Annotated in this window: 17 protein-coding genes; 14 read left to right on the top strand and 3 right to left on the bottom strand. The window is 49.1% G+C overall.

Annotation, left to right across the window (positions count from 1 at the left end; translation table 11 throughout):
- Window position 1 precedes the first annotated feature (1 nt).
- The 8 genes from KWJ01_RS00985 to KWJ01_RS00950 all read left to right on the top strand — a co-directional run bounded on the left by KWJ01_RS00985 (window position 2) and on the right by KWJ01_RS00950 (window position 9045).
- Window positions 2–2581: a polynucleotide kinase-phosphatase gene (locus KWJ01_RS00985; protein WP_224994401.1), complete on the top strand. Its 2580-nt coding sequence runs from the start codon at window positions 2–4 to the stop codon at window positions 2579–2581.
- Window positions 2582–2889: 308 nt separating this feature from the next.
- Window positions 2890–3645 (top strand): suppressor of fused domain protein, encoded by a 756-nt coding sequence (locus KWJ01_RS00980; RefSeq protein WP_224994400.1) that lies wholly within the window; start codon window positions 2890–2892, stop codon window positions 3643–3645.
- Between the two features lie 148 nt (window positions 3646–3793).
- The gene (locus KWJ01_RS00975) at window positions 3794–4747 is read left to right on the top strand and encodes a YihY/virulence factor BrkB family protein (protein WP_224994399.1); all 954 of its coding nucleotides are present in this window, start codon (window positions 3794–3796) and stop codon (window positions 4745–4747) included.
- Between the two features lie 375 nt (window positions 4748–5122).
- A complete protein-coding gene (locus tag KWJ01_RS00970; RefSeq protein WP_224994398.1) occupies window positions 5123–5527 on the top strand; it encodes a hypothetical protein in 405 nt (134 codons plus the stop codon).
- 247 nt (window positions 5528–5774) lie between these two features.
- A complete protein-coding gene (locus tag KWJ01_RS00965; protein WP_224994397.1) occupies window positions 5775–6200 on the top strand; it encodes a response regulator in 426 nt (141 codons plus the stop codon).
- A 367-nt stretch (window positions 6201–6567) separates the two neighbouring features.
- On the top strand, window positions 6568–7722 hold the full coding sequence (locus KWJ01_RS00960) for a zinc-dependent alcohol dehydrogenase (RefSeq protein ID WP_224994396.1): 1155 nt from the start codon (window positions 6568–6570) through the stop codon (window positions 7720–7722).
- 12 nt (window positions 7723–7734) lie between these two features.
- Complete coding sequence (locus tag KWJ01_RS00955; RefSeq protein ID WP_224994395.1) at window positions 7735–8217, top strand: hypothetical protein; 483 nt, start codon at window positions 7735–7737, stop codon at window positions 8215–8217.
- A gap of 408 nt (window positions 8218–8625) precedes the next feature.
- Window positions 8626–9045, top strand: coding sequence for a hypothetical protein (locus KWJ01_RS00950; RefSeq protein WP_224994394.1), 420 nt, complete (start codon window positions 8626–8628; stop codon window positions 9043–9045).
- Between the two features lie 36 nt (window positions 9046–9081).
- Here KWJ01_RS00950 and KWJ01_RS00945 read toward each other — a convergent pair whose 3' ends face one another.
- Window positions 9082–9966, bottom strand: a complete 885-nt coding sequence (locus KWJ01_RS00945) for an AraC family transcriptional regulator (protein WP_224994393.1) — start codon at window positions 9964–9966, stop codon at window positions 9082–9084.
- 446 nt (window positions 9967–10412) lie between these two features.
- Between KWJ01_RS00945 and KWJ01_RS00940 the strand changes: the two genes are divergently transcribed.
- The 5 genes from KWJ01_RS00940 to mgrA all read left to right on the top strand — a co-directional run bounded on the left by KWJ01_RS00940 (window position 10413) and on the right by mgrA (window position 17372).
- Window positions 10413–11558, top strand: a complete 1146-nt coding sequence (locus tag KWJ01_RS00940; RefSeq protein ID WP_224994392.1) for a glycoside hydrolase family 26 protein — start codon at window positions 10413–10415, stop codon at window positions 11556–11558.
- Window positions 11559–11602: 44 nt separating this feature from the next.
- Complete coding sequence (locus KWJ01_RS00935) at window positions 11603–13510, top strand: sodium:solute symporter family protein (protein WP_224994391.1); 1908 nt, start codon at window positions 11603–11605, stop codon at window positions 13508–13510.
- Between the two features lie 72 nt (window positions 13511–13582).
- On the top strand, window positions 13583–14800 hold the full coding sequence (locus KWJ01_RS00930; RefSeq protein WP_224994390.1) for a glycosidase: 1218 nt from the start codon (window positions 13583–13585) through the stop codon (window positions 14798–14800).
- Window positions 14800–16029, top strand: a complete 1230-nt coding sequence (locus tag KWJ01_RS00925) for an AGE family epimerase/isomerase (protein WP_224994389.1) — start codon at window positions 14800–14802, stop codon at window positions 16027–16029. The genes KWJ01_RS00930 and KWJ01_RS00925 overlap by 1 nt, the downstream gene beginning before the upstream one ends.
- Window positions 16030–16358: 329 nt before the next feature.
- Window positions 16359–17372 carry an L-glyceraldehyde 3-phosphate reductase gene (gene mgrA / locus KWJ01_RS00920; protein WP_255650984.1) on the top strand — a complete coding sequence of 338 codons (1014 nt, stop codon included), beginning with the start codon at window positions 16359–16361 and terminating at the stop codon, window positions 17370–17372.
- A 105-nt stretch (window positions 17373–17477) separates the two neighbouring features.
- Here mgrA and KWJ01_RS00915 read toward each other — a convergent pair whose 3' ends face one another.
- A complete protein-coding gene (locus KWJ01_RS00915; RefSeq protein ID WP_224994388.1) occupies window positions 17478–18875 on the bottom strand; it encodes a sialate O-acetylesterase in 1398 nt (465 codons plus the stop codon).
- A gap of 64 nt (window positions 18876–18939) precedes the next feature.
- Window positions 18940–20088 carry an MFS transporter gene (locus KWJ01_RS00910; RefSeq protein WP_224994387.1) on the bottom strand — a complete coding sequence of 383 codons (1149 nt, stop codon included), beginning with the start codon at window positions 20086–20088 and terminating at the stop codon, window positions 18940–18942.
- Between the two features lie 503 nt (window positions 20089–20591).
- Between KWJ01_RS00910 and KWJ01_RS00905 the strand changes: the two genes are divergently transcribed.
- A complete protein-coding gene (locus tag KWJ01_RS00905; protein WP_224994386.1) occupies window positions 20592–22889 on the top strand; it encodes a glycoside hydrolase family 3 N-terminal domain-containing protein in 2298 nt (765 codons plus the stop codon).
- The last annotated feature ends 134 nt before the right edge of the window (window positions 22890–23023 follow it).

Raw genomic sequence — 23023 nt, 5'->3', positions numbered from 1 at the left:
CATGACAATAAAAATACCCGAACTGTCCCTTGTCACCCTTGTCGGCATTTCCGGTTCCGGCAAAAGCAGCTTTGCCCGAAGGCATTTCCTGCGCACAGAGATTGTTTCCTCCGACGAATGCCGTGCGCTAGTATCAGATGATGAAAACAACCAGGCGGCTACTGCAGATGCTTTTGAGCTGCTGCATTACATTGTAGCCAAACGATTAAAGCGTGGTCTGCTCACGGTGGTAGATGCTACCAACATTCAGCAGGAGTCACGCCAGAAGCTGGTGGAGCTGGCAAAGCAGTACCACTGCCTGCCCGTAGCCATTGTGCTGGACCTGCCCGAAAAGGTGTGTGAAGCGCGCAACAAGGAGCGTCCCGATCGCAACTTTGGTGGCTATGTACTGCGGCAGCAGCAATCCCAGCTGCGCCGCTCACTCAAACACCTGAAGCGCGAAGGCTATCGCCATATTTATGTATTGAAATCAGAAGAAGAGGTAACTGCCGTTACGGAAATTATTCGTGATCCACTTTACAATAATAAAAAGCACGAAACCGGTCCCTTCGATATCATTGGAGATATCCACGGCTGCTACGATGAGCTGGAGGAGCTGTTGCAACAGCTGGGCTATAGCATTGAGCGGGTGCCGGAAAGGGGAGGAAACTGGGGCTTTGCCGTTACGCCCCCCGAAGGCAGGCGGGCTATCTTCCTGGGAGACCTGGTAGACCGTGGTCCAAAATCGCCACAAGTGCTGCGGCTGGTCATGAGCATGGTGAAGGAGGGAACTGCCCTTTGCGTGCCTGGTAACCACGACCTGAAGCTGCATAAAAAGCTCACCGGCAAAGATGTGCAGGTGAAGCACGGACTGGCCGAAACCCTGGCACAGCTGGAGGGAGAAGATCCTCGTTTTGTGTCTGAAGTAAAGGAGTTTCTATATAGCTTAGTGAGCCACTACGTATTGGATGGCGGCAGGCTGGCCGTGGCACATGCAGGCATACGCGAAGAAATGCAGGGCCGCGGATCCGGGGCCGTACGCTCCTTCTGCCTCTATGGCGAAACCACTGGCGAAACGGATGAATTTGGGCTACCCGTGCGTTACAACTGGGCTTCAGAATACCGGGGCAAAGCAAAAGTAATTTACGGCCACACACCGGTACCAGAGGCAGAGTGGTTCAACCGCACCATCAACATCGATACCGGCTGCGTGTTTGGCGGCAAACTTACCGCCCTGCGCTATCCCGAAGAGGAGTTGGTGTCAGTACCTGCAAGGGAGCAATATGCTGATCCGGTACGTCCGCTCGACTGGAACCAACAGCAAAAAGCGCTAAGCCATCAGCAGGAATATGACGATCTGCTGGATTATGAAGATGTATCAGGCAAACGTATTGTGCAGACCCAGCTGCGGCACAACATTACCCTGCGTGAGGAGAATACCGCCGCTGCCCTGGAGGTGATGAGCCGCTTTGCCATCAATCCGAAATGGCTCATCTACCTGCCGCCTACCATGTCGCCCAGCGAAACCAGCAGCAGGGCCGAATACCTGGAGCACCCGGAGGAGGCCATTGGCTACTACATGAAGAAGGGCGTACAGCAGCTGGTGTGCGAAGAAAAGCACATGGGCTCCCGGGCCATCCTAATCATCTGCAAAGACGAAGAGGCTGCTCTGCGCCGCTTTGGGGTGGAGGGCGAAGGCATAGGCGTATGCTACACCCGCACCGGCCGCAATATGTTCAACGATTCGTTGCTGGAGCAGGAGTTCCTGAAAAGGGTGCGGGATGGGCTGACAGAGGTAGGCTTTTGGGAAAACTTCAGCACCGATTGGGTGTGCCTGGATTGCGAGCTGCTGCCCTGGTCGGCGAAGGCACAAACACTCATCCGCGATCAGTATGCTGCCGTAGGGGCTGCTGCCAAAGGAGCACTGGCCGAAGTGGAAAGCGTACTGCGCCAGGCGGTGGAACAGCGGAACATCGATGGTACAGAACAGCTGCTGGCCCAGGTACTGCAGAAGCAGCAGCAGACCCAAAAGTATGTGCAGGCCTATCGGCACTACTGCTGGCCTGTAAGTTCTGTGGAGGACCTAAAGCTGGCACCTTTCCATATCCTGGCTACGGAGGGTGCTGTGCATACCGATAAGCCCCACACCTGGCACATGGAGCAGATCCATGCCCTTTGCAAAGGTAATGAGCAGCTCCTCCTGGCTACTCCTTATAAAGTAGTAGACACCAGTAATGTGGAAAGTGTGCAGGCTGCTATCGACTGGTGGACGGAGCTTACCAGCAAGGGAGGCGAAGGCATGGTGGTAAAACCCCTTCAGTTCATCCCCTTTGGAAAAGGAGGTTTGCTGCAGCCAGCAATTAAATGCCGGGGTAGTGAATACCTGCGCATCATCTACGGACCGGAGTACGACCTGCCCGAAAACCTGGAACGCCTCAGGAACCGTGGCCTAACCGGCAAACGCTCCCTGGCACTGCGGGAGTTTGCACTTGGCCTGGAGGCCCTGCAGCGCTTTGTGCAGAAGGAACCACTGCGGGTAGTGCACGAGCGGGTATTTGGCGTGCTGGCGCTGGAGAGCGAAGAAGTAGACCCGAGGTTATAGCCAAAAGGAAGCAGCCGGAGTTAAGCCGGCTGCTTTTGCTTTCCCCGAGATGCTGTGTATGTAGGTTTCCGGAGGTGAGTTAGCTTTTAGTAGAATCTCTTTATTAGAAAAGTAAAAAGATTTTAGCTGCCTCCTAACAATATAGTAACGGTAAAATTTTTACTTTTATGGCTCTACTAAAGGTATGTTTCGCCTTTAGTGAAATTGGGCAAACCATGGCCAGTGGTATTGTTTAGCATCCAGGAATGCAGCAATAGCCACCAGGGCTTCCATAAACCTGTTAACTATACAATTAAACTCCTCCTCAGATGAACGAAAATGAAAAATCACTATCAGGCAGTCCTGTCTATCGCTATGAGCATGTACAGCCTAAGGAATTCACCCCGGCCATAGGTGATGGAGAAAATATCGAAGCTATTTCCAACCATATCGAAAAACATGTCGGTACAATAGCCTCGGTATTCCACGAGATTGTTTCTGACCTGGTGCATATTGATGTACACTGGGTAAAGCCCAGCGCCTCCTTTCCGTTTCATACGCTAGTTACCTCGGGCATGAGCGATAAACCCATGACTGTTCCGGAAGGGATGGAGGAGCACCAATATGCCGAACTGTGCATCCTGCTTCCGGCAGACTGGGAGATAAACGGAGATGGTTTAAAACTGATGGAGGAGGTGTTCAGAGACGAGAAAAATTACTGGCCCGTTCGCTGGTTAAAAATTATAGCCAGGTTCCCGCATGAATATAATACCTGGGTAGGTTGGGGCCATACCATACCAAATGGCGAAAATGCTGCTCCTTTTGCAGAAAATACTGCGCTGGGCTGCATGCTGCTGATGCCGGCTGTTAGCCTGCCAACAGAATTCTTGGAGTTAAAGATAAACGACCATAAAACCATTAATTTCTATTGCCTTTACCCGCTCTATAAGGAAGAAATGGAATATAAGCTTAACAAAGGAAGTGATGCACTCCTGGGTAAGTTCGAAAAGTACAACATTAGCAATGTGGTAGATATTAACAGGCCCAACACCTGCAGGAAAAAGGGTTTTCTGGGACTGTGGTAGACACCCTGGCGCTGCTTAGTATAAATAAGTAGCGCCCTTCTTTAAGCGGTTCCACGCTCCAGAGTTCAGGAAATTTAAACTTTCGGATAAGTACCCGGTACGTATATAGGGTATAGTCTGTAATGAAATTGGTTTAAATTCTCTGAGTATGTATAAAGGAATGGAAAGTAGCTGGAGCATCGCCAAAAAAACCTTCAAGGAGTTTTTTAATGATAACCCCCTGGATTATGCAGCCATCATTGCGTTTTATACAATCTTCTCGCTACCCGCTGTACTCATCATCACCATACGGATTGCCAGTGCCGCCTTTGGCGAGGAGGCGGTAAAGGGGGAGATTGAAAGCCAGATCAGTGGTATCATCGGGAGCGATAGTGCAGAGCAGGTACAAAGCATCATTCAAAATGCCGGTCAGTCGGAAGCCAGCACCATTGGCACCATCATTGGCGTATCTGTGATGATCTTTAGTGCTACCACCGTATTTATTGCCTTACAGGATGCACTGAACGCCATGTGGGAGGTGGAAGCAAAACCTGAAAAAGGATGGCTTAAAGTAATCATAAACCGGGTGCTGTCGCTGGCCATGGTGGTGAGCATGGGCTTTTTGCTGTTGGTTTCCCTGTCGGTAGATGTATTGCTGGGCCTGCTTAACGACTACCTGCAGCAGGAGTTGTCGGGCGTTGCCGTATACCTGATCACCGCAGGCAACTTTGTGGTGTCCATCGCCATCAGCATTATTATATTTGCTATCATATTTAAGGTGCTGCCCGATGCTAAAATACGCTGGAAAAATACCTGGGTAGGGGCCACAGTCACGGCAATTTTATTTACAATCGGGAAGTTTGTCATCAACATTGTTTTACAACACGACCCCATGGCCGATACCTATGGGGCTGCCGGCGCCCTGGTGATGATCCTGGTGTGGGTGTATTATACCTCTATTATTTTCCTGTTCGGTGCCGAGTTTACACAAGTCTACTCCAGGTATTTCGACAGGGGAATAAGACCTTCTGATCATGCTGTGAAAGTAGAAACCAAAAAGGTGGAAACAGACCATGACGGCAGCAAAAAAGAGGTAAGCGGGAAAAAAGCCGATAAATTCTGAATGGCGAGATTGCCTTATTTCTTTAAGGCAGGTGCAACTAAAGCAATCACGCAGCCCCTGCGGGGCTGTCCCGTTGCAGCGGTACAACAATCGGCTTTACCGGGGGCATTGATCAGGAGGCTGGCACCGGGACAGACTGCAAGCGCTGGAGCCGGGTCCTTAGTATCAACGCTGTGTGTTTTTTAGCTCAATCCACACTTTTTAGCAGAATTTGTCTACAAGCTGTTGAGGCTTTCCGCAATGCTGCTGATGGCTGCCAGATGGCCTTAATTCTCTAGCGTATTGGTTTTGAGTTGCTTAAGCTGCCGGGCTGGTTTTTGGCATGGTCTTTTCCTATTGCTCTGCCAGAACCATTATTTTTTAAATTAATCAGTTATGAAAAAGACAGCATTAACTTTTGTAGCAGTAGCTTTTGGAATGGGTGTGGCATTTGCACAAACAACTCCTCAAACCGATCAGCAACAAAATACCGGGCAGTCGATCAGCGTAGATAAAATGTCTGATAAGCCGGCTGAGGCTCGCAGCATGAAGGTAGAAGAACTGCCTGCAGAAGTTCAGGCGAACCTGAAAGGCGATGCCTTCAAAGACTTCACCGTTATTTCAGTAGCAGAGGTGCAGTCGCAGGCACAGACCGGAACGCCGGCTGCTGCTCAGTACCAGATAGCTATGGTAGAGAAAAGTGCGGCAGGAGCCACTGAGCCTACCCTGGTGGTGCTGTTTGATGAGAAAGGAAAAGAGGTTTCCCGTCAGACACCTGCCGCTATGAAGCAGGAAGAATAGAAGTTTGATTCAAAGCATAAACCGCCAACCTTAGCCAGGGGAAAAGACCCTGAATTTTAAGGTAATTACTCCTGAGATTGATTTTTTGCAACCATAGAGCGAAGCCCTTTTCTGGTGCTTCGCTTTTTTTCCTTTATACAAATAACACTCACTAAAGCGCAATCCGGAAATTAAGCTGTAGAAAGGAGGGAGTACCGGCAAAAGACAAATAGAAGATAAGAACTGATAGAAATTAAATCCTACTCCAATGGCTAAAATACAAAAGATTCTGTTCGTTGATGACGATATGATTTGCACATACCTTAATGTAACCCTGGTGGAAGGATTAGGAATAGCAAAAAGAGTGGAGTCTCTGCATGGAGCAGAAGAAGCCCTGGAATACATACAGGAGCACTACTCAGGTAAAACTGCATATCCTGCCGGGCATCCCGATTTGATATTTCTTGATATCAAAATGCCTGGTATGGATGGGTTTGAGTTTCTGGAAGAGCTGGACAAGCTAAAAGGGGTTGACAAAAGCAGGTTTCTGGTTATTTTGCTAACCGCCTCCTTAAACCCCTGCGACCAGGAAAGGGCAATGTGCCACAGCGACAAAGTATTTACATGCCTTGCCAAACCGCTGGCCGAAGAAGATGTAAAAAAGCTTCTGCAGGGTATGCTGAAAACAAGATAGACCAGGGAGGCCGGGCTGGCAGGCGCTTACTACCTTATTTTGTACTTACGTACCGGCCTAACAAATCCTTTTGCAGATGGCTGTAGCCTTAGGACCTCTTGCATATTTTGCTTTTGCATGGCCTTGCCGGAGCTGGCAAAGCTGCAATGCTACTCTCTTAAGCTGATACACCTGCCGTAGCACCTGCTCAGCAGCCCCGTCGCCTCAACAGAATAAACCATACTTGCATGTGCTGGCTTAGGGTGGTAGTGAACTCTTGTCCGGAAATAAAACATTCATATGCACTTCCTGTTCTTTAAACAGAGGGTAAGTGCCTGTGTAGCTTTACCCTGACAATATTTTTTCACATAAACCGGAAAGAGATTTTATGCTGGCAATGAATTACCGGGGCCCTCAGCGGGTCCGCATTGATAACATGCCAATGCCCGAAATACTGCATCCCGAGGATGTTATTGTGCGGGTGTTGCGCTCCTGTATTTGTGGTTCTGATCTGCACCTGTACAACGGCAATGTGCCTGATACCCGTGTGGGCACAACCTTTGGGCACGAGTTTGTTGGAGAGGTGGTAGAAGTAGGCCCCGATGTACAAAAGCTGAAAGTAGGCAACCGGGTAATAGTACCCTTTAACATTGCCTGCGGAAAATGTGCCTTTTGCAAGCAGGAGCTCTATGGGAATTGCCATGAAGCTAACCCCCAGGCAACAGCCGTAGGAGGTATCTTTGGTTACTCTCACACTGCTGGTGGTTATCATGGTGGTCAGGCAGAATATGTGCGTGTGCCCTATGCCGATGTAGGCCCAACTATTATACCAGAGGGTATGGACCTTGATGATGCGGTAATGCTTACCGACGTAGTGCCTACCGGTTACCAGGCCGCCGAAATGGGGGGCATTCAGAAGGGGGATACCGTAGTGGTCTTCGGTGCCGGGCCTATTGGCATTATGGCTGCAAAATGCTCCTGGCTCTTTGGTGCCGGCCGTGTTATTGTGATTGATAAAGAAGATTACCGGCTGGAGTTTGCCAAGAACTATTCAAATGCCGAGGTCTATAATTTTAAATCGCTGGAAGATCCGGTGGTATTTATAAAAAGAACAACCGACTCACTAGGTGCCGATGTTTGTATCGATGCTGTTGGCGCTGAAGCAGCCGGCAGCGCCATGCAAACCATTACCGGCAGAAAACTGCTGCTGCAGGCAGGTTCAGCCACGGCGCTACACTGGGCTATCAATTCAGTTAAAAAGGGAGGGATCGTTTCTGTTGTAGGGGTGTACGGACCAACGGGTAACCTGGTGCCAATTGGCAACGTGGTGAACAAAGGCATTACCATCCGCGCCAACCAGGCATCGGTAAAACGCCTGCTGCCAAAGCTTATCGACCACGTGCAGAAAGGTGTGATCAATCCAAAGGCGCTGTTAACACACCACATTCCTTTAGAAGAGATATCTGATGCTTATCGCATTTTTGCAGATAAGCTGGATAACTGTATCAAACCTGTTCTTATTCCACCCTCTGTCAGATCCTAAAGAAGAATGAATATGAAAAATACAACTGACGATTATAAGCAGATTAAAGGCTGGGGCATAGATGCAGATCAGAAAAACGATCCTACTTACCCCATGAAAAAACGTACCGACGATGAGCACAAAGGCTACAGTTGGGACAGGCCACCGCAGCAACCCATAGACATAGAAGTGCTGCATTCAAACGAGCGGCCAAATGTTACGGCTGTGTTTGGTACCTCGGTGCCACCAAGCGGACTTAGTGGTATGATCCGTCGCCAGGCGTTTAAGTATGGCGAAGGTAGCTTCGGCCACTGGATTCCTCTTATGCTGGCCGATCGTGTTAATGTTGTGGAAGGCATTGTAGATGACCTGGCGCACGGCAAAATTCCCAATATTTTTGCAGAGCAGGGCATGAAAGCAGAGTTGAAACACAACCCCGTGGGCTTGTTTCAGAAGTTTGCAATAGGAGCCGCAATTACCGCCGCTACGGTAATGCTGCTCACACGTAAGAAGTAACAATGCCGGCTTTACCGGATTTGCCCTGTGCCTGTATAACAAATGGCAGGCAACACAAAACCCGGCAGGTTTAACACCTGCCGGGTTTTGTGTTGTTAATGCTTACCGCTGTAGCCTTCAGCCCTGCTGATTTTATGACTTTGGCTGGTTTTACCCTATGGGTAGTGCTGGCTTTAAAGCAGTCTCTTCTTTTTAATCTTTTGTTAGCTTTTAAGCTTTACGTGCTGATTTTTAAAGGACTACAGTGTAAATGAGCGGGCTGGTGCCCCAATGTTACGTAAAAATCTATACACCAATAGGAGAATATTATTTTTTAGATTTACCCGATATATACCTGAAAGTGGGTATTGATTCCACAACCAGATAGCCCTACCTTTCACCTATTCTTTAACGCAAACTAATTTTTTTATGCAGCAGCTATTACAACCTGTTTCCAGAAAGGCGTACAGCCCCTCATCTGGTGGAGCTGTATGTAAAGTGGATAAAGCGCTGAGCGAGGAATCAGTGGAAGAAAAGATGGATCATACACCTTGTGAAAAACATACCTATAACAGGGATACAGCTGCGGGAATGCTTAGTATGTCTCCTGTACCCCTTTCTCTGCAGGGAGGTGTGTGGTTAGAACTGGTAAATTCAGGGCCCATGCAGCTTATTCATGCAGTCATTTACAGCAAGCACAGCAAAGCGCTTGTTAGTAAAGGCTTTGTGTTGCCACAGGGTAAAAGCAGCTTTTTCTGGAGTCTCGATAATGTTCTCTGGCCTAACGGAACCTACGAGTTAGTTATCAGGTCTGAAAAGCAAATGATCCGGAGAAAGCTTACCAAGTAGCATGCTTTGCAAGAATCTGTACTGCAGCTAAGGTAATCAAATGAAAACTTTTGCCCCGGAGTAATTCTGCCGGAATTCAGTAGGGGTGCAGCCATTCTTTTTCTTGAATACCCTGTTAAAGTAGGAGAGGTTGTTAAAGCCGCAGTGAAAGGAAACCTCGGCTACAGTCTGGGTGGTGTCGATTAGCATGCGCGATGCATGCCCCAGCCTTATTTCATTTAAGCTTTCAATAAAGGTTCTGCCGGTTCTTTTCTTGATAAAACGGCTGAAAGAAACTTCAGGCATGTTTACAACACCGGCTACATCTGCCAGCGATATGTCTTTGCTGTAGTTTTTCTGCATAAACTCAAATGCCTGTTCAATGCGGCGGCTGTTGTAATTGAACTGGTCATTGGAAAAAGATGCGTTCGATAAAGATCTTAAATGGCCGGAAACAGACAGGTCGTGCAGAATAGACATAAGCTCCAGTACAGAATCAAAGCCGCTTTTGGTGGTAAGCAGCTCTATGCGGTCTTTAAAGGCACGGGCTGTTTCGGCAGTAAAAGCAATACCCCTGGCAGAGCGCTCCAGGAGCGTTCGTACGTGGCTTAGCTGGTTTCGCTTCAGAAACTTTTCATCGAACAGATCGCGGTGAAACTGTATGGTAATTTCATGGATTTCGCTACTGCTGCATTCATGCGTAAACCAGCCATGCGGAAGGTTGCTGCCTACCAGCACCAGGTCAACCTCATCGATAACTTCAACATTGTCTCCCACAATACGTTTGGCTCCGGGCGCATTCAGCACAAAGTTGAGCTCAAACTCTTCATGGGTATGCAGCGGAAAGCTAAACTCTTTTTTTATCCTCTTAAAAAAAGTGAAGCAGTCACTTGCGTTAAGGGGCGTAATCTCCCTGTAGATGCTGCGTAACTGGTTAGGCATAGGGCAGTGTTAAATAAGTATTAGTTGGTTGGTGCATCAAATTAATAATTTTAACCCGGATGTTCTACAGTTAATATAGATTCTGCCTCTGTTAAGCCTGGTCTTACAGAAGTTTAGTGCTGATCTTTCCTTTTTTGCATCATGGTTTGCTTGTTGCTTTTTTATGCTGGAAGAGCTGCTTCAGTCAATGAAATGATAAAATAGTATTAATGTACTGAAGGCAGCGGTAGGTATCTTTGGTGGTGTATACAAGGCTGTACTATCGGCAGGAGGCAGGTAGTTGCATTGTAAAGCTGAAGGAGGATAATTGATACGGCAGGCCCATCTGTAATGTGTTTCCGGAGGGACCTGTCAGAAAATCTTACATCAGCCGGTACAGCAATTGTTTATCATGCTTTTCTGCCATAAATAGTATGCTGCATAAACTACAAGTTAACATATTACACATGCACAGGATACTCTTACTCCTTCTGATGAACATTGCTGTTTTTCAGGGTCTTATTGCGCAAACGTTGCCGATTGATCCCAAAGCAACACCAGAAACCAAAAACCTGTACCTGAACCTGCAGCGGCTGGCTAAAAAAGGTATTATGTTTGGCCACCAGGATGATCTTGCCTATGGCATAGGCTGGAAATACGAGCCCGGCCGCTCAGATGTAAAAGAGGTGGTAGGAGAGTACCCTGCAGTTGTGGGCTGGGACCTGGGCCACCTGGAGCTGAAGAGGCCTGTGAACCTCGATAGTGTTCCATTCGATGCCATGCGCAAATTTGCACAGCAGGTATACTCCCGTGGTGGCATCAACACCTTTAGCTGGCACCCCAACAATCCTGTAGATCCTAGCAAAGATACCTGGTTTCAGCAGGATTCTACCATTAAGCGTGTATTTGCAGATCCCGCTCTTATGGCGCGTTATGATGCCTGGCTCGATGAGGTGGCTGCATTCTTCAAAAGCCTGAAAGGTCCAAAAGGAGAGGCCATCCCGGTAATATTCAGGCCGCTGCACGAGCATACCGGCAGCTGGTTCTGGTGGGGCCGCGGCCACAGTACCGTAGAGGAGTATACAAAATTCTGGCGCTACACCGTAGATTACCTGCGCAATAAAAAGGGGGTACATAATGTACTCTATGCCTACTCTCCCGATAGGTTTGCCTCCCGCGAAGATTACCTGGAGCGCTACCCCGGCGATGGGTATGTTGACATCCTGGGCTTTGATATTTACCACCGCCCCAACCCCAACGATTCCATAGACCATTTTGTGGCCAACACCAGGCAAATGGTACAAACCCTGGCCGAAATCGGCAAAGAGAAAAATAAAGTGATCACGCTTTCTGAAACCGGCCTGGAGCAGCTGCCCCATGCCGACTGGTGGACCAACACCCTGTTGCCCATAGTAGAAGATACCGGCTTATCCTATGTGCTGGTTTGGCGAAATGGCCGCCCCGATCACTTCTATGCGCCTTACCCGGGCCAGGCCAGTGCCGAAGATTTTAAGAAGTTCTACCAGCTGCCCAATGTGTTCTTCCAGAAAGATGTGGCGGCAGAGAACCTGTACAGGAAGCCGGCTAAATCAAAAAAAAGATCTAAGCTGTAAGCGCTGCGTCTGCCCTTCTATAAAAAACTCTATTAAGAAAACTGATGACTTTATCACTGCTTGATATCAGCATTATTGTTCTTTACCTGGTTGCAGTTGCCTCCATTGGTCTGATCATGCAAAAGCGTGCACAGGGCGACAAAGAGGCTTATTTGCTGGGTGGCCACACCCTGCCCTGGTATGCGCTTGGGGTATCCAATGCCTCCGGTATGTTCGATATTTCCGGCACCATGTGGATGGTAATGCTGGCTTTTGTCTATGGCTTTAAAAGCATCTGGATTCCCTGGCTGTGGCCCTCCTTCAACCAGGTTTTTCTGATGATGTTCCTGGCTGCCTGGCTACGCCGCTCTAATGTTACCACCGGTGCCGAATGGATGCTCACCCGCTTTGGCAGGGGCAAGGATGTAAATGCCTCGCACACCATTGTGGTGGTGTTTGCCCTGCTAAGCTGCCTGGGTTTTCTGGCCTATGGCTTTATTGGCCTTGGTAAGTTTGTAGAGATCTTTATCCCCTGGTCTTCAGTACAGCCCTACATTCCCTTTACGGTTGCACCAGAATATGTGCCCCACTTCTACGGTCTGCTGTTTACCTCTTTTGCAGTCTTTTACTCCATTTTGGGTGGTATGTCCAGCATTGTATGGGCCGATGTGCTCCAGTACATCATCATGACCATAGGTGCGGTGGTAATTGGCGTTATGGCCATGAACAACCTGCAGACTGCCTCCCTGAACGTGCCGGCAAACTGGTACACGCCTTTCTTTGGCATGGAGCTCGATCTGGACTGGTCTGGCATTATTGAAGATGCCAATGCGAAGATCATGGCCGATGGCTACTCGTTTTTCGGGGTTTTCTTTATGCTGATGCTCTTTAAAGGGGTGCTTGCCAGTCTGGCCGGGCCTACGCCTAACTACGATATGCAGAAGATCCTCTCTACCCGCTCTCCGCAGGATGCCGCAAAAATGAGTGGTTTTGTGTCGCTGGTGCTCATTCCCACCCGCTACCTGATGATCATAGGCTTTACAGTGCTGGCGCTGCTTAATTATGATACGCTTAACCTGAAGGGAGCCAACGGTGTTACCGATTTTGAACAGATACTGCCTGCTGCCATTCTTAACTTTGCACCGGTGGGTATTATGGGACTTATTCTGGCAGGCTTGCTGGCGGCTTTTATTGGTACCTTTGCCGGTACGCTTAATGCGGCCCAGGCTTACCTGGTAAACGATATTTACCTTCGCTATGTAAACCAGGATGCCTCAAACACACAGGTAACCAGAATGAACTACCTTACAGGTGTTGTGGTGGTGCTGGTGAGTGTGGTGCTGGGTTTTCTGGCTAAAGATGTGAACAGCCTGCTCCAGTGGATCGTATCCGGCCTATATGGTGGTTATATCGCTTCTAACGTGCTCAAGTGGTACTGGTGGCGCTTTAACAGCAGTGGCTTCTTCTGGGGTATGCTGGCAGGCGTAGCGCCGGCGCTTATCTTCCCCATGCTGCCTTACTTTCAGGGCGTGCTGCCCTTGAACTACTTCCCGCTGCTGCTGGTGCTTTCCCTGGTTGGTAGCATAGCAGGTACGCTGCTGGCGCCTCCAACACCCATGGAAACCCTCAAAAGCTTCTACCGGAATGTACGCCCCTGGGGTTTCTGGGGTCCGGTTAAAGCGGCGGTTATAGAGGAAAATCCGGCATTCCGACCCAATAAGAGCTTCTGGCTCGATGCCTTTAATGTAGTGATTGGCATTGTTGGGCAAATGTGCTTAACCCTGCTGCCCTTTTACCTGGTGATGCAGATGTTCACCGAGCTGCTGATTGTGCTGGCAATTCTGCTGGTGTGTGGCGTGATACTCAAGAAAACCTGGTGGGATAAGCTCGATAGCAACGAAGTATCAGGCAACCCAAGCAGCAGCTCACCCCTTCCTAAAAACAGGGACAAAAGCAATATGAAAGCAGCCTAAGCCCTGCCGGAGCTTTAGCATACCAAAAAGAAAGAATCTCTGATAACATACTGATTTAGAAACTTTAGTCACATGAGCAATACAACCTTTAACGAAAGACTACAGCAGTTACAAAGTGCGCACCAGGCACTGGTAAACCGAAAAAATAAAAAAGAGGCGCTGGGCAATGGAGTCTACGACCGCTACGAATATCCAATCCTAACGGCACAGCATGCTCCCCTTTTCTGGCGCTACGATCTTAATCCCGAGACTAACCCTTACCTGATGGAGCGTTTTGGGATCAATGCAGCTTTCAACTCTGGTGCCATCAAGCTAAGGGGTAAATACCTGCTGGTGGTAAGGGTAGAGGGTGCCGACCGTAAGTCTTTCTTTGCCGTGGCCGAAAGCCCTAATGGCGTAGATAGCTTTAAGTTCTGGGATAAGCCCGTTACCATGCCCGAGACTTCAGTACCTGATGTAAACGTATACGATATGCGCCTCACACAGCACGAAGATGGCTGGATTTACGGCCTTTTCTGCACAGAGCGTAAAGACCCGGCGGCTAAAAGAGGTGATGAATCATCGGCCATTGCGCAATGCGGCATTGCCCGTACCCGCGATCTGGTTACATGGGAGCGCCTGCCAGACCTGAAAACTCCCTCTCCGCAGCAGCGCAATGTAGTACTGCACCCGGAGTTTGTAGGGGGCAAATATGCTTTCTATACCCGTCCGCAGGATGGTTTTATTGAAGCCGGTTCAGGTGGTGGTATTGGCTATGGTTTTTCCGATTCTATTGAAAATGCGGTAATCGACCAGGAGCTGATCGTAGACTATAAGCAGTACCACACCATCAACGAAGTGAAGAACGGCCAGGGACCAGCGCCCATCAAAACTGAAAAAGGCTGGCTGCACATGGCCCACGGTGTGCGTAATACAGCCGCAGGCTTGCGCTACGTGCTCTACGTATTCCTAACCAGCCTGGAAGATCCATTCAGGGTAATACACAAGCCAGCAGGTTATTTTATTGCACCCGAGGGCGAAGAGCGGGTGGGCGATGTATCTAACGTTGTGTTCTCCAATGGCTGGATACTGGATGAGGATGGAACCGTATTCATTTACTACGGCTCTTCTGATACCCGCATGCATGTAGCTACTTCTACAGTAGAGCGCCTGCTGGATTATACGCTCAATACCCCGCAGGATGGCCTTCGTTCCGGCGCTACGGTAGAAAGGCTTAACCAGCTGATTGATAAAAACCTTGATTACCTGGGGGCAAACAAACAGGTGTTAACCAGTAATAGTATTGCCTGATGAATAAGGCAGAAGGGTCTGTACTTACGCCTGTATTACAACGCTACAGCGCCGAGGCCGGGGCAGAGTTGCAAAGAATACTGCAGTTCTGGCAGCAGCAGGCGCTGGACGAAAAGCATGGGGGTTTTGTCGGACAAATGGATCATAACGGGATTGTAAATCAGGATGCTCCGAAAGGGGGCATCCTGAATGCCCGTATCCTCTGGACCTTTTCGGCTGCTTACCGGCATACCACTGATCCGCAGCACCTGCAGCTGGCAGAGCGCTCCTTCGAGTACCTGCTGAAGCATTTTGTGGATGAGGAGTGGGGCGGTATCTACTGGGAGCTGGATGCACAGGGCAAGCCCCTGAAAACCCGTAAGCAGATCTATGCACTGGCTTTTGCCATCTATGGCTTAAGCGAATTCTACAGGGCCACCAAAAACGAAAGGGCCCTGGTGCTAAGCCGGGAGCTCTACCGCTGGATAGAAAAACACAGCTTCGACCGGGAGCATGGCGGTTACTTTGAAGCCTTCAGCCGCGAAGGTGAGTTGCTGGACGACCTGCGCCTAAGCCCCAAAGATCGTAACGATCCTAAAACCATGAACACCCACCTGCACATACTGGAGGCCTATGCCAACCTGTACCGCATCTGGCCAGATGGGCAGCTGGCCCAACAGCTGGAGTTGTTAATTGAGGTGTTCCTGGATCGCATTATAGATAGCCGCACCGGCCACATGAACCTGTTCTTTACGGCAGAGTGGAAAGTTACTGCCGAGCTGGTTTCTTACGGCCACGATATTGAAGCTTCCTGGCTGCTGCAGGAGGCTGCAGAAGTGCTGGGGAATGGAGAGTTACTGCAGCGTGTGAAAAGGGTAGCTGTGCAAATGGCACGTGCCACCGAAGAAGGCCTGCAGCCCGATGGCAGCCTTTACCACGAGTTGGATCGTGAAGAGGGGCACTACGATACACACCGCGAGTGGTGGGTAAGTGCCGAAGCCATGGTTGGGTTCCTGAATGCCTACCAGCTTACCGGCGAAGCTAAGTTTCTGGAGCAGTCGCTCAATTCCTGGAAGTTTGCGCAAAAGCATTTCCTGGATAAGGAAAAGGGCGAATGGTTTTGGGGTGTGTACGATGACTACAGCCTGATGAAAGGAGAAGATAAAATAGGTTTCTGGAAGTGCCCCTACCACAACTCACGTGCCTGCATGGAAGTAGTGCACCGCTGCAAAACTATTATGGATAGCTAGAATTAATTCTCTAAGCTCGCTCCTCTTCCAGGGAGCTAATTTTGTTAAGAAATGCGCGAGTAGCAAAGGTTTAGGTTAGTAACAATCCTGAAGAGATAAAATGATTAGAGCAAACAAGGCATTAACACAAGAACCGCTAAGGGGGTGGCATTTTTCCTGATAAGATTAATTCAATAAAAGGGGAGGGAGCTTAACATCATTATAATAGCGAAAGAATAAACCCTTTCGCTATTTTCGTTTTTATAGACTGATGCTTAAACGTACAATGCTCTTGCACCTGCATATACAGCAGCCGTAAACTATTTTTAAAACTGCAATCCTTTTTTAACATGATAAATTATACCCCCAATCCTGATCGCTACGAAGCCATGCCCTACCGCCGCTGTGGCCGCAGCGGGCTAAAACTGCCGGCCCTGTCGCTGGGCCTGTGGCATAACTTTGGCCATGTAGACAGGCTGCAAAATGCCAGAGGTATACTACAGCTGGCGTTTAGCAGTGGCGTTACCCACTTCGACCTGGCCAATAACTATGGTCCTCCTTATGGTTCTGCAGAAGAAAACTTCGGCCAGATCCTTAAAAAAGACTTTGGCGGTTATCGCGATGAGCTGATCATCTCCAGCAAGGCTGGCTACGATATGTGGGCAGGGCCCTATGGCAACTGGGGCTCCAAGAAGTACCTGGTGGCCAGCCTTGACCAAAGCTTAAAACGCATGGGGCTGGAGTATGTAGATATTTTTTACCACCACCGTCCAGATCCTGAAACGCCGCTGGAAGAAACCATGGGTACTCTCGATCTGATGGTTCGGCAGGGCAAGGCCTTATATGTAGGTATCTCTAACTACCATCCCGAAGAGGCGGCAAAAGCCTTTAAGATACTGAAAGAGCTGGGCACCCCCTGCCTCATTCATCAGCCAAAATACTCAATGTTTGAGCGTTGGGTAGAAAAAGAAGGCCTGCTGGATCTGCTGGAGCAGGAGGGGGTAGGTTGTATTCCTTTTTCTCCCCTGGCCCAGGGCATGCTTACCGATAAATACCTCAATGGCATTCCGGCAGATTCGCGTGCCGCAAAAGCTCATGGCCATTTGCAGGAAAATAACATCACCGAAGATAAACTAAACAGGATAAAACAACTAAATGAGCTGGCGCGGGAGCGCGGGCAGTCGCTGGCGCAAATGGCGCTGGCCTGGTTGCTGAAAGATGAGCGCGTTACATCAGTACTTATTGGGGCAAGCAAGCCAGAGCAGCTTACAGATTCGCTGCAATGCCTGAATAACCTGCAGTTCAGTAACAATGAGCTGGAGCGGATTGAAGGGATTTTAAGAGGAGAAGGTGAGCAGGCTTAATGCTACAGGGCTGAACCACACCTGACAGGTTTTCAAAACCTGTCAGGTGTATAACGGTACGGTATAGTGATTCAGCTGTAGGATATTTGATGCAATACCAGGGGTCTACTGCATTGCAATTTCCCAGTTGTCGGTACGGAAGGCAGAGGCGGGGAGTCCCTCCTTGTTGAACAGCTTAGGTTCTGCAGTATTGCTCCAGGCAAAACGAACAGCTGCCGGATCTTTTACACCCCTGGCGCTTACCACAATGGTATTGCCGTCTATTTTAGCCCTGGCTGGCACAAATTTCTGGTCTGGCCCGGCTATTTCGAAGAGGGTAAGTTCTTTGCCTTTGCTTACCAGGCCATTTTCGGCATGGTCAAAGTAAAGCCTGATTTTGTTGCCTTCTTTTTTCATCTCGCGGTAGAGCGGACCGGAAACAGGGCGGTCTTTTATGCCATAGGTCTGGTTCAGGGCAATGTTGGCAAAGCGTTTTCCTACATCCAGTTTGTTGCGGGGGTGTATGTCGTCAATGTTACCAATATCACTGGTAACAACCATTCCTGTTTTGGGTACAGAGAGGGTTTGCCGCTGCTCGTCGCGTACAATTACCCCTTCATAAGGCCTGCCATATTTATAGGGTGCTATCTGTGCAAAATAGAAGGGAAATTCGTAGCCCCATTGTGCCCGCCAGTTTTGAATTAGCGCTGTGAGCACTTCGGAATAGGCATGCGGCACCGCAGTGTTAGACTCACCCTGGTACCACAATGCGCCCGCAATCTGGTAAGGAATAAGAGGGGCAATCATGGCATTGTATGCTTTGCCGGGCTTTACCGGACCCCAGGGTACTTCCTGTAGTTTAGCTGCAGCTTCGGCTAAAAAAGGATTATCTTTAATTAGCTGTGCCTGCATCCAGATTTCGGCCGGGGTGCCGCCCCAGCTGCTGTTGATGAGCCCGATGGGCACATTTAACTCCTGGTGAAGCTCCCTGCCAAAGAAATAGGCCACTGCACTGAAATACTGCATTGTTTCAGGTGTGGCTACCACCCAGTTGCCGCCCAGGTCCAGCTGGGGGCCATCGGCTGTTCTGTGCTCTACTGAAAAAAAGCGGATCTGCGGGTAGTTCGCTTTGGCAATTTCTTCCTTATCGTTATCAATGCCCATGCTTGCGTTCCATTCCATATTCGACTGGCCGGATACCAGCCACACCTCGCCAATCAGCACATCGCTGAATCTAATAGTATTGTACCCTTGTACTGTTAGGGTATAAGGACCGCCAGCTGCCGGTGTTTGTAATTTAACCTGCCATTTGGCATCCGTATCTACCTTGGTTTTTACTGCATTGCCGTTCCAGCTGCCGCTAACGCTTACCTCTTCGCCGGTTTTACCCCAGCCCCAGATGGTAACAGAAGCATTTTGCTGCAGTACCATATGATCGGCAAAAATGGAAGGCAGGCCAACTGCAAAAAGGGAGCTTAAAGGACTCATGGCTGCAAAGAGCAATAGTGCTAAATATTTTTTCATTTTCAGGAAAGGTATACTCGGTGTATTGAATATTGATGTTTGATGCTGTGTGTAGCAGGAGGTGTTAAATCAGGCTGTTTTTTCTGCGTTTTTCCAGCGTTACAATAATGGATATGGTAAGACCCACCACCGCTACCAGGGCAAACGAGGCTCTAAGGCTTAGCAGGTCGGCAATAAAACCAATAAGCGGCGGCCCTAACAGAAAGCCAAAATAGCCAAGAGTAGCCACCATGGCAAGTGCTATGCCCGGAGAAAACTTCTTGTTCTTTCCAACTTCGGTATATGTAAGCGGTATAACAGACGAGGTGCCTGCGCCAATCATAAAAAAGCCAAGTATGCCTGTGATCAGGTAGGGAAAGGCAACGGCAATCACCAACCCTCCAAATATAAGGCAGCCACTTACCTGTATGATGGAACTGCTGCCATAACGGTTGGTAAACCTGTCGGATATAAGCCTGCCCAGGGCCATGGTACCCAGAAAAGCCATGTAACCGGCAGCAACCATTCCTTCCTGTGCCTGTATTACCTGTTTAAAATATACCCCGCTCCAGTCGAACATACAGCCCTCGCAAATAAGCCCGCAAAAGGCAATACTGCCCAGGATCATCAGGTGTCTGTCGGGCTTTTTGAGCACAAACTTGCGGCCTGCTCTTTCGTCTGTTTCTTTGGTGAGGTATTTATAAGATAAGCTTAAGAGCGCCATCACAACAATGGTAACAGACACAAAGTGGGTAACAATGCTTAGGTCCAGCCACAAGGCCAGGGCGCCAAGGCCGGCACCAAAAAAACCTGCAAGGCTCCAGAGGCCATGGAATGATGCCATGATCACCTTTCCGTAACTTTTTTGCACCACCAGCGCCTGGGCATTTACAGAAATGTTGATTAGGTTAGAAAACATCCCAAATAATAGTATGCCTGCTACCAGCACGCTAACAGTGGGAGCCATCCCCAGGATCAGCAGGCTTAGGCTAAAACCAGCGATGCCGGCTACGGAGGTCATTCGGCTCCCGTGCTGGTCTACCAGGTAGCCCGAAAGCGGCATGGCAAAAAGAGAGCCTACCGGCCTTACCAGCAACAGGGCGCCCAGTTCGCTGTCACTTAGCTCAAAAAATTCTTTTATATCAGGTATGCGTGATGCCCAGGTGGCAAAGCACAGCCCGCTTTGAAAGAACAGGGCGCTTAAGGCAATACGCTGCTTTGTTTTTAATTGCATGCAGTATGGTAATCGGTTAAACTAATTAAGTCTAACCCATCTTCAGGAAAGACTGTTGCAGCAGCTGCTCCGGCAGCTTTTTGCAGTGCAGGTGTGAAAACCAGATTCAAGCGTTTGCGCAGGTTTATTAAGCCCTTTACTACAGTTGGGTGTACATAAAAATTTTGGCAGGCCTACATTAATAATAGAGCCTAAACAAACATAGTATGCCGGGGTAGCAGCATTTTTCTGTCAATATTAAGCCTGTAGCAACTGTATGCTGAATTTTATGGCTTTTCTGCGAAAATTGCTGTTTGCAAAATTGCTCATTTTGGGCAAATGTCTGTAGTTTAGGAAGCATTTTTACAAGAGCCGGAATTCTCTGGTAATTTTTTAAATCTTCAGGCGCTGAAAGATACGAATGCCTGTTTTTAAATATTTAGACCTCTAAGCGATAAAGCATGAGAAATAACTGACAGAAGAGCACTTAATAACCAACCATACACAATTTACAACCAACCTTTATGATGAAGCGCAGAAGCTTATTTTTGTTACTATCGGCTGTGGTGGTGCAGGCGTGCAGTACAAGCACGCCCCAGCAAACCACTACCCAGGCACCAGCGGTAGATACCGTTGCAGCTGCCCCCCTCGATGAAATTGGCCGCATGCTGGCCGATATGACCATTGAGGAAAAGGTAGGGCAGATGACCCAGGTTACCATTGACCTGATCCTGCAGGATAACTCTACCACAGCCATTGATCCTGTTAAACTCCGCAGGGCTATTCTGGAGAAAAAAGTAGGATCTATCCTGAATGTAAAGGGGCATGCCTATACTGCAGAGCAATGGTATACCATCCTCACTGCCATACAGGATGTGGCGGTTAAAGAATCCAGAAGCCGTATTCCGGTAATTTATGGCATCGATGCCATCCATGGCGCCAACTACATAGAAGGCTCAACGCTGTTTCCCCACAACATTGGCATGTCGGCCTCGCGCAACCCTGAGCTGGTGCGGCAGGCTGCAAAAATCACTGCTGCCGAAACAAGAGCTGTGGGCATACCCTGGAACTTTGATCCTGTGCTGGACATTGGCCGGCAGCCCCTGTGGCCTCGCTTTGAAGAAACCTTTGGCGAAGATGTATATCTGGTAAAAACCATGGGCTCGGCTGCCATCAGGGGTTACGAAGAAGATGGACTGGAAAGCAACACTGCCGTAGCCTCCTGCATGAAGCACTTCCTGGGCTACTCTTTACCGGCAACAGGCAAAGACCGTACCCCTTCCTACATTCCTGAAACCATGCTGCGCGAGTATGTACTGCCTCCGTTCAAGGCGGCGGTAGAGGCAGGTGCCTCTACCGTAATGATTAACTCAGGCGAGGTAAATGGCGTGCCGGTGCATGGCAGCAAGTACTACCTTACAGATATTTTGCGTGGCGAGCTTGGTTTTGAAGGTGTGGCAGTATCTGACTGGGAAGACGTAATTCGCCTGCACACCCGCCACCGCATTGCCGCTACTCCTAAAGAGGCTGTTCGCATTGCTGTAGAGGCCGGTCTCGACATGAGCATGGTGCCAGTAGATTACTCTTTTTACGACCTGCTGGTAGAGCTGGTAAAAGAAGGTACTATATCTGAAGAAAGAATAGACCTGTCGGTGCGCCGCATCCTGGAGCTTAAAAGAAAGCTGGGTCTTTTTGAAAACGCATATCCTAATCGTGAGCTGGCAGCACAGCTGCGCCTGGCAGATTACGATAGCACCGCCTACCAGGCTGCACTGGAAACGCTTACCCTGCTGAAGAATGACAACAATGTATTGCCGCTTGCAAAAAACACAAAGGTGCTGGTAGCCGGCCCAACGGCAAATAACCTGGGTAGCCTGCATGGCAGCTGGTCTTACATCTGGCAGGGAACCGACGAAACCCAGTATCCCGAAAGAGCAAAAACTGCCCTACAGGCAATAATTGATAAAGTAGGTAAAAACAATGTGGTGAGCCGGGTTACCAACGATTTTGCCGCCGCTGCCAACTACGATGCTGCCCAGCTAAAAAGAGACGCCAGGGGAGTAGGTGCAATTATCCTGTTCCTGGGTGAAAAAGCATATGCAGAAAGTCCGGGTGTTATCGACGACCTTACCCTGGACGCAAACCAGCTGGCCCTGGCCCGTGCTGCAGCAGAAACCGGTAAGCCGGTGGTGCTGGTGCTGCTGGAAGGCCGTCCGCGGGTAATTTCTTCCATAGAGCCTAATATGTCGGCAGTGCTCATGGCATACCGCCCGTCTACCTATGGAGGTCCGGCCATAGCAGATGTGCTGTTTGGCGATTACAACCCAAATGGTGTGCTTTCATTTACTTATCCGCGCAATACGGGCGATGTGGTGCTTTATGATTACAAAGGCACCGAAAGAATTCGTGAAGATGTGCCCAATACCTATGGTGATGCCGGCTTTAACCCCCAGTGGACGTTTGGCCATGGCCTGAGCTATACTACTTTCCAGTTCTCGGACCTGACCGTTAACAAACAGAGCCTGAACATGTCGGAAAATGTTGAGGTGCAGGTGCGGGTGAGAAATACTGGTAATCGTGCAGGTAAAAAAGCAGTAGAGCTTTACAGCTTTGACCAGTATGCCAGCGTTACCCCAAGTGCCAGAAGGTTAAGAGCTTTCACAAAAGTATCACTGGCGCCAGGCGAGGAGCAGGTAGTGAATTTCACGCTTACGCCACAGGATCTGGCCTTCATTAACCAGCAGGGCGAGTGGGTAACAGAGCCCGGCGCTTTTGACCTGATGGTGGGAGATCAGAAAACTACAATCAATTACGTTCAATAAACAATAAAATCTGATAAGCAAAAAAGCCCGGCATCTCCGGGCTTTTTTGCTTATAGAAGCTTTTTGAGGCGTATTATCTGATTTTCAGCTTTTTAATTTCTGCTCTTGTTGTGAGAATTTGCAATAGTGGTAAT

This window comes from Cesiribacter sp. SM1, from assembly GCF_020178975.1.
Classification (GTDB): domain Bacteria; phylum Bacteroidota; class Bacteroidia; order Cytophagales; family Cyclobacteriaceae; genus Cesiribacter.
The sequence above is the reverse complement of the archived record's forward strand: the minus strand, read 5'-3'. Positions and strand labels throughout refer to the sequence as shown.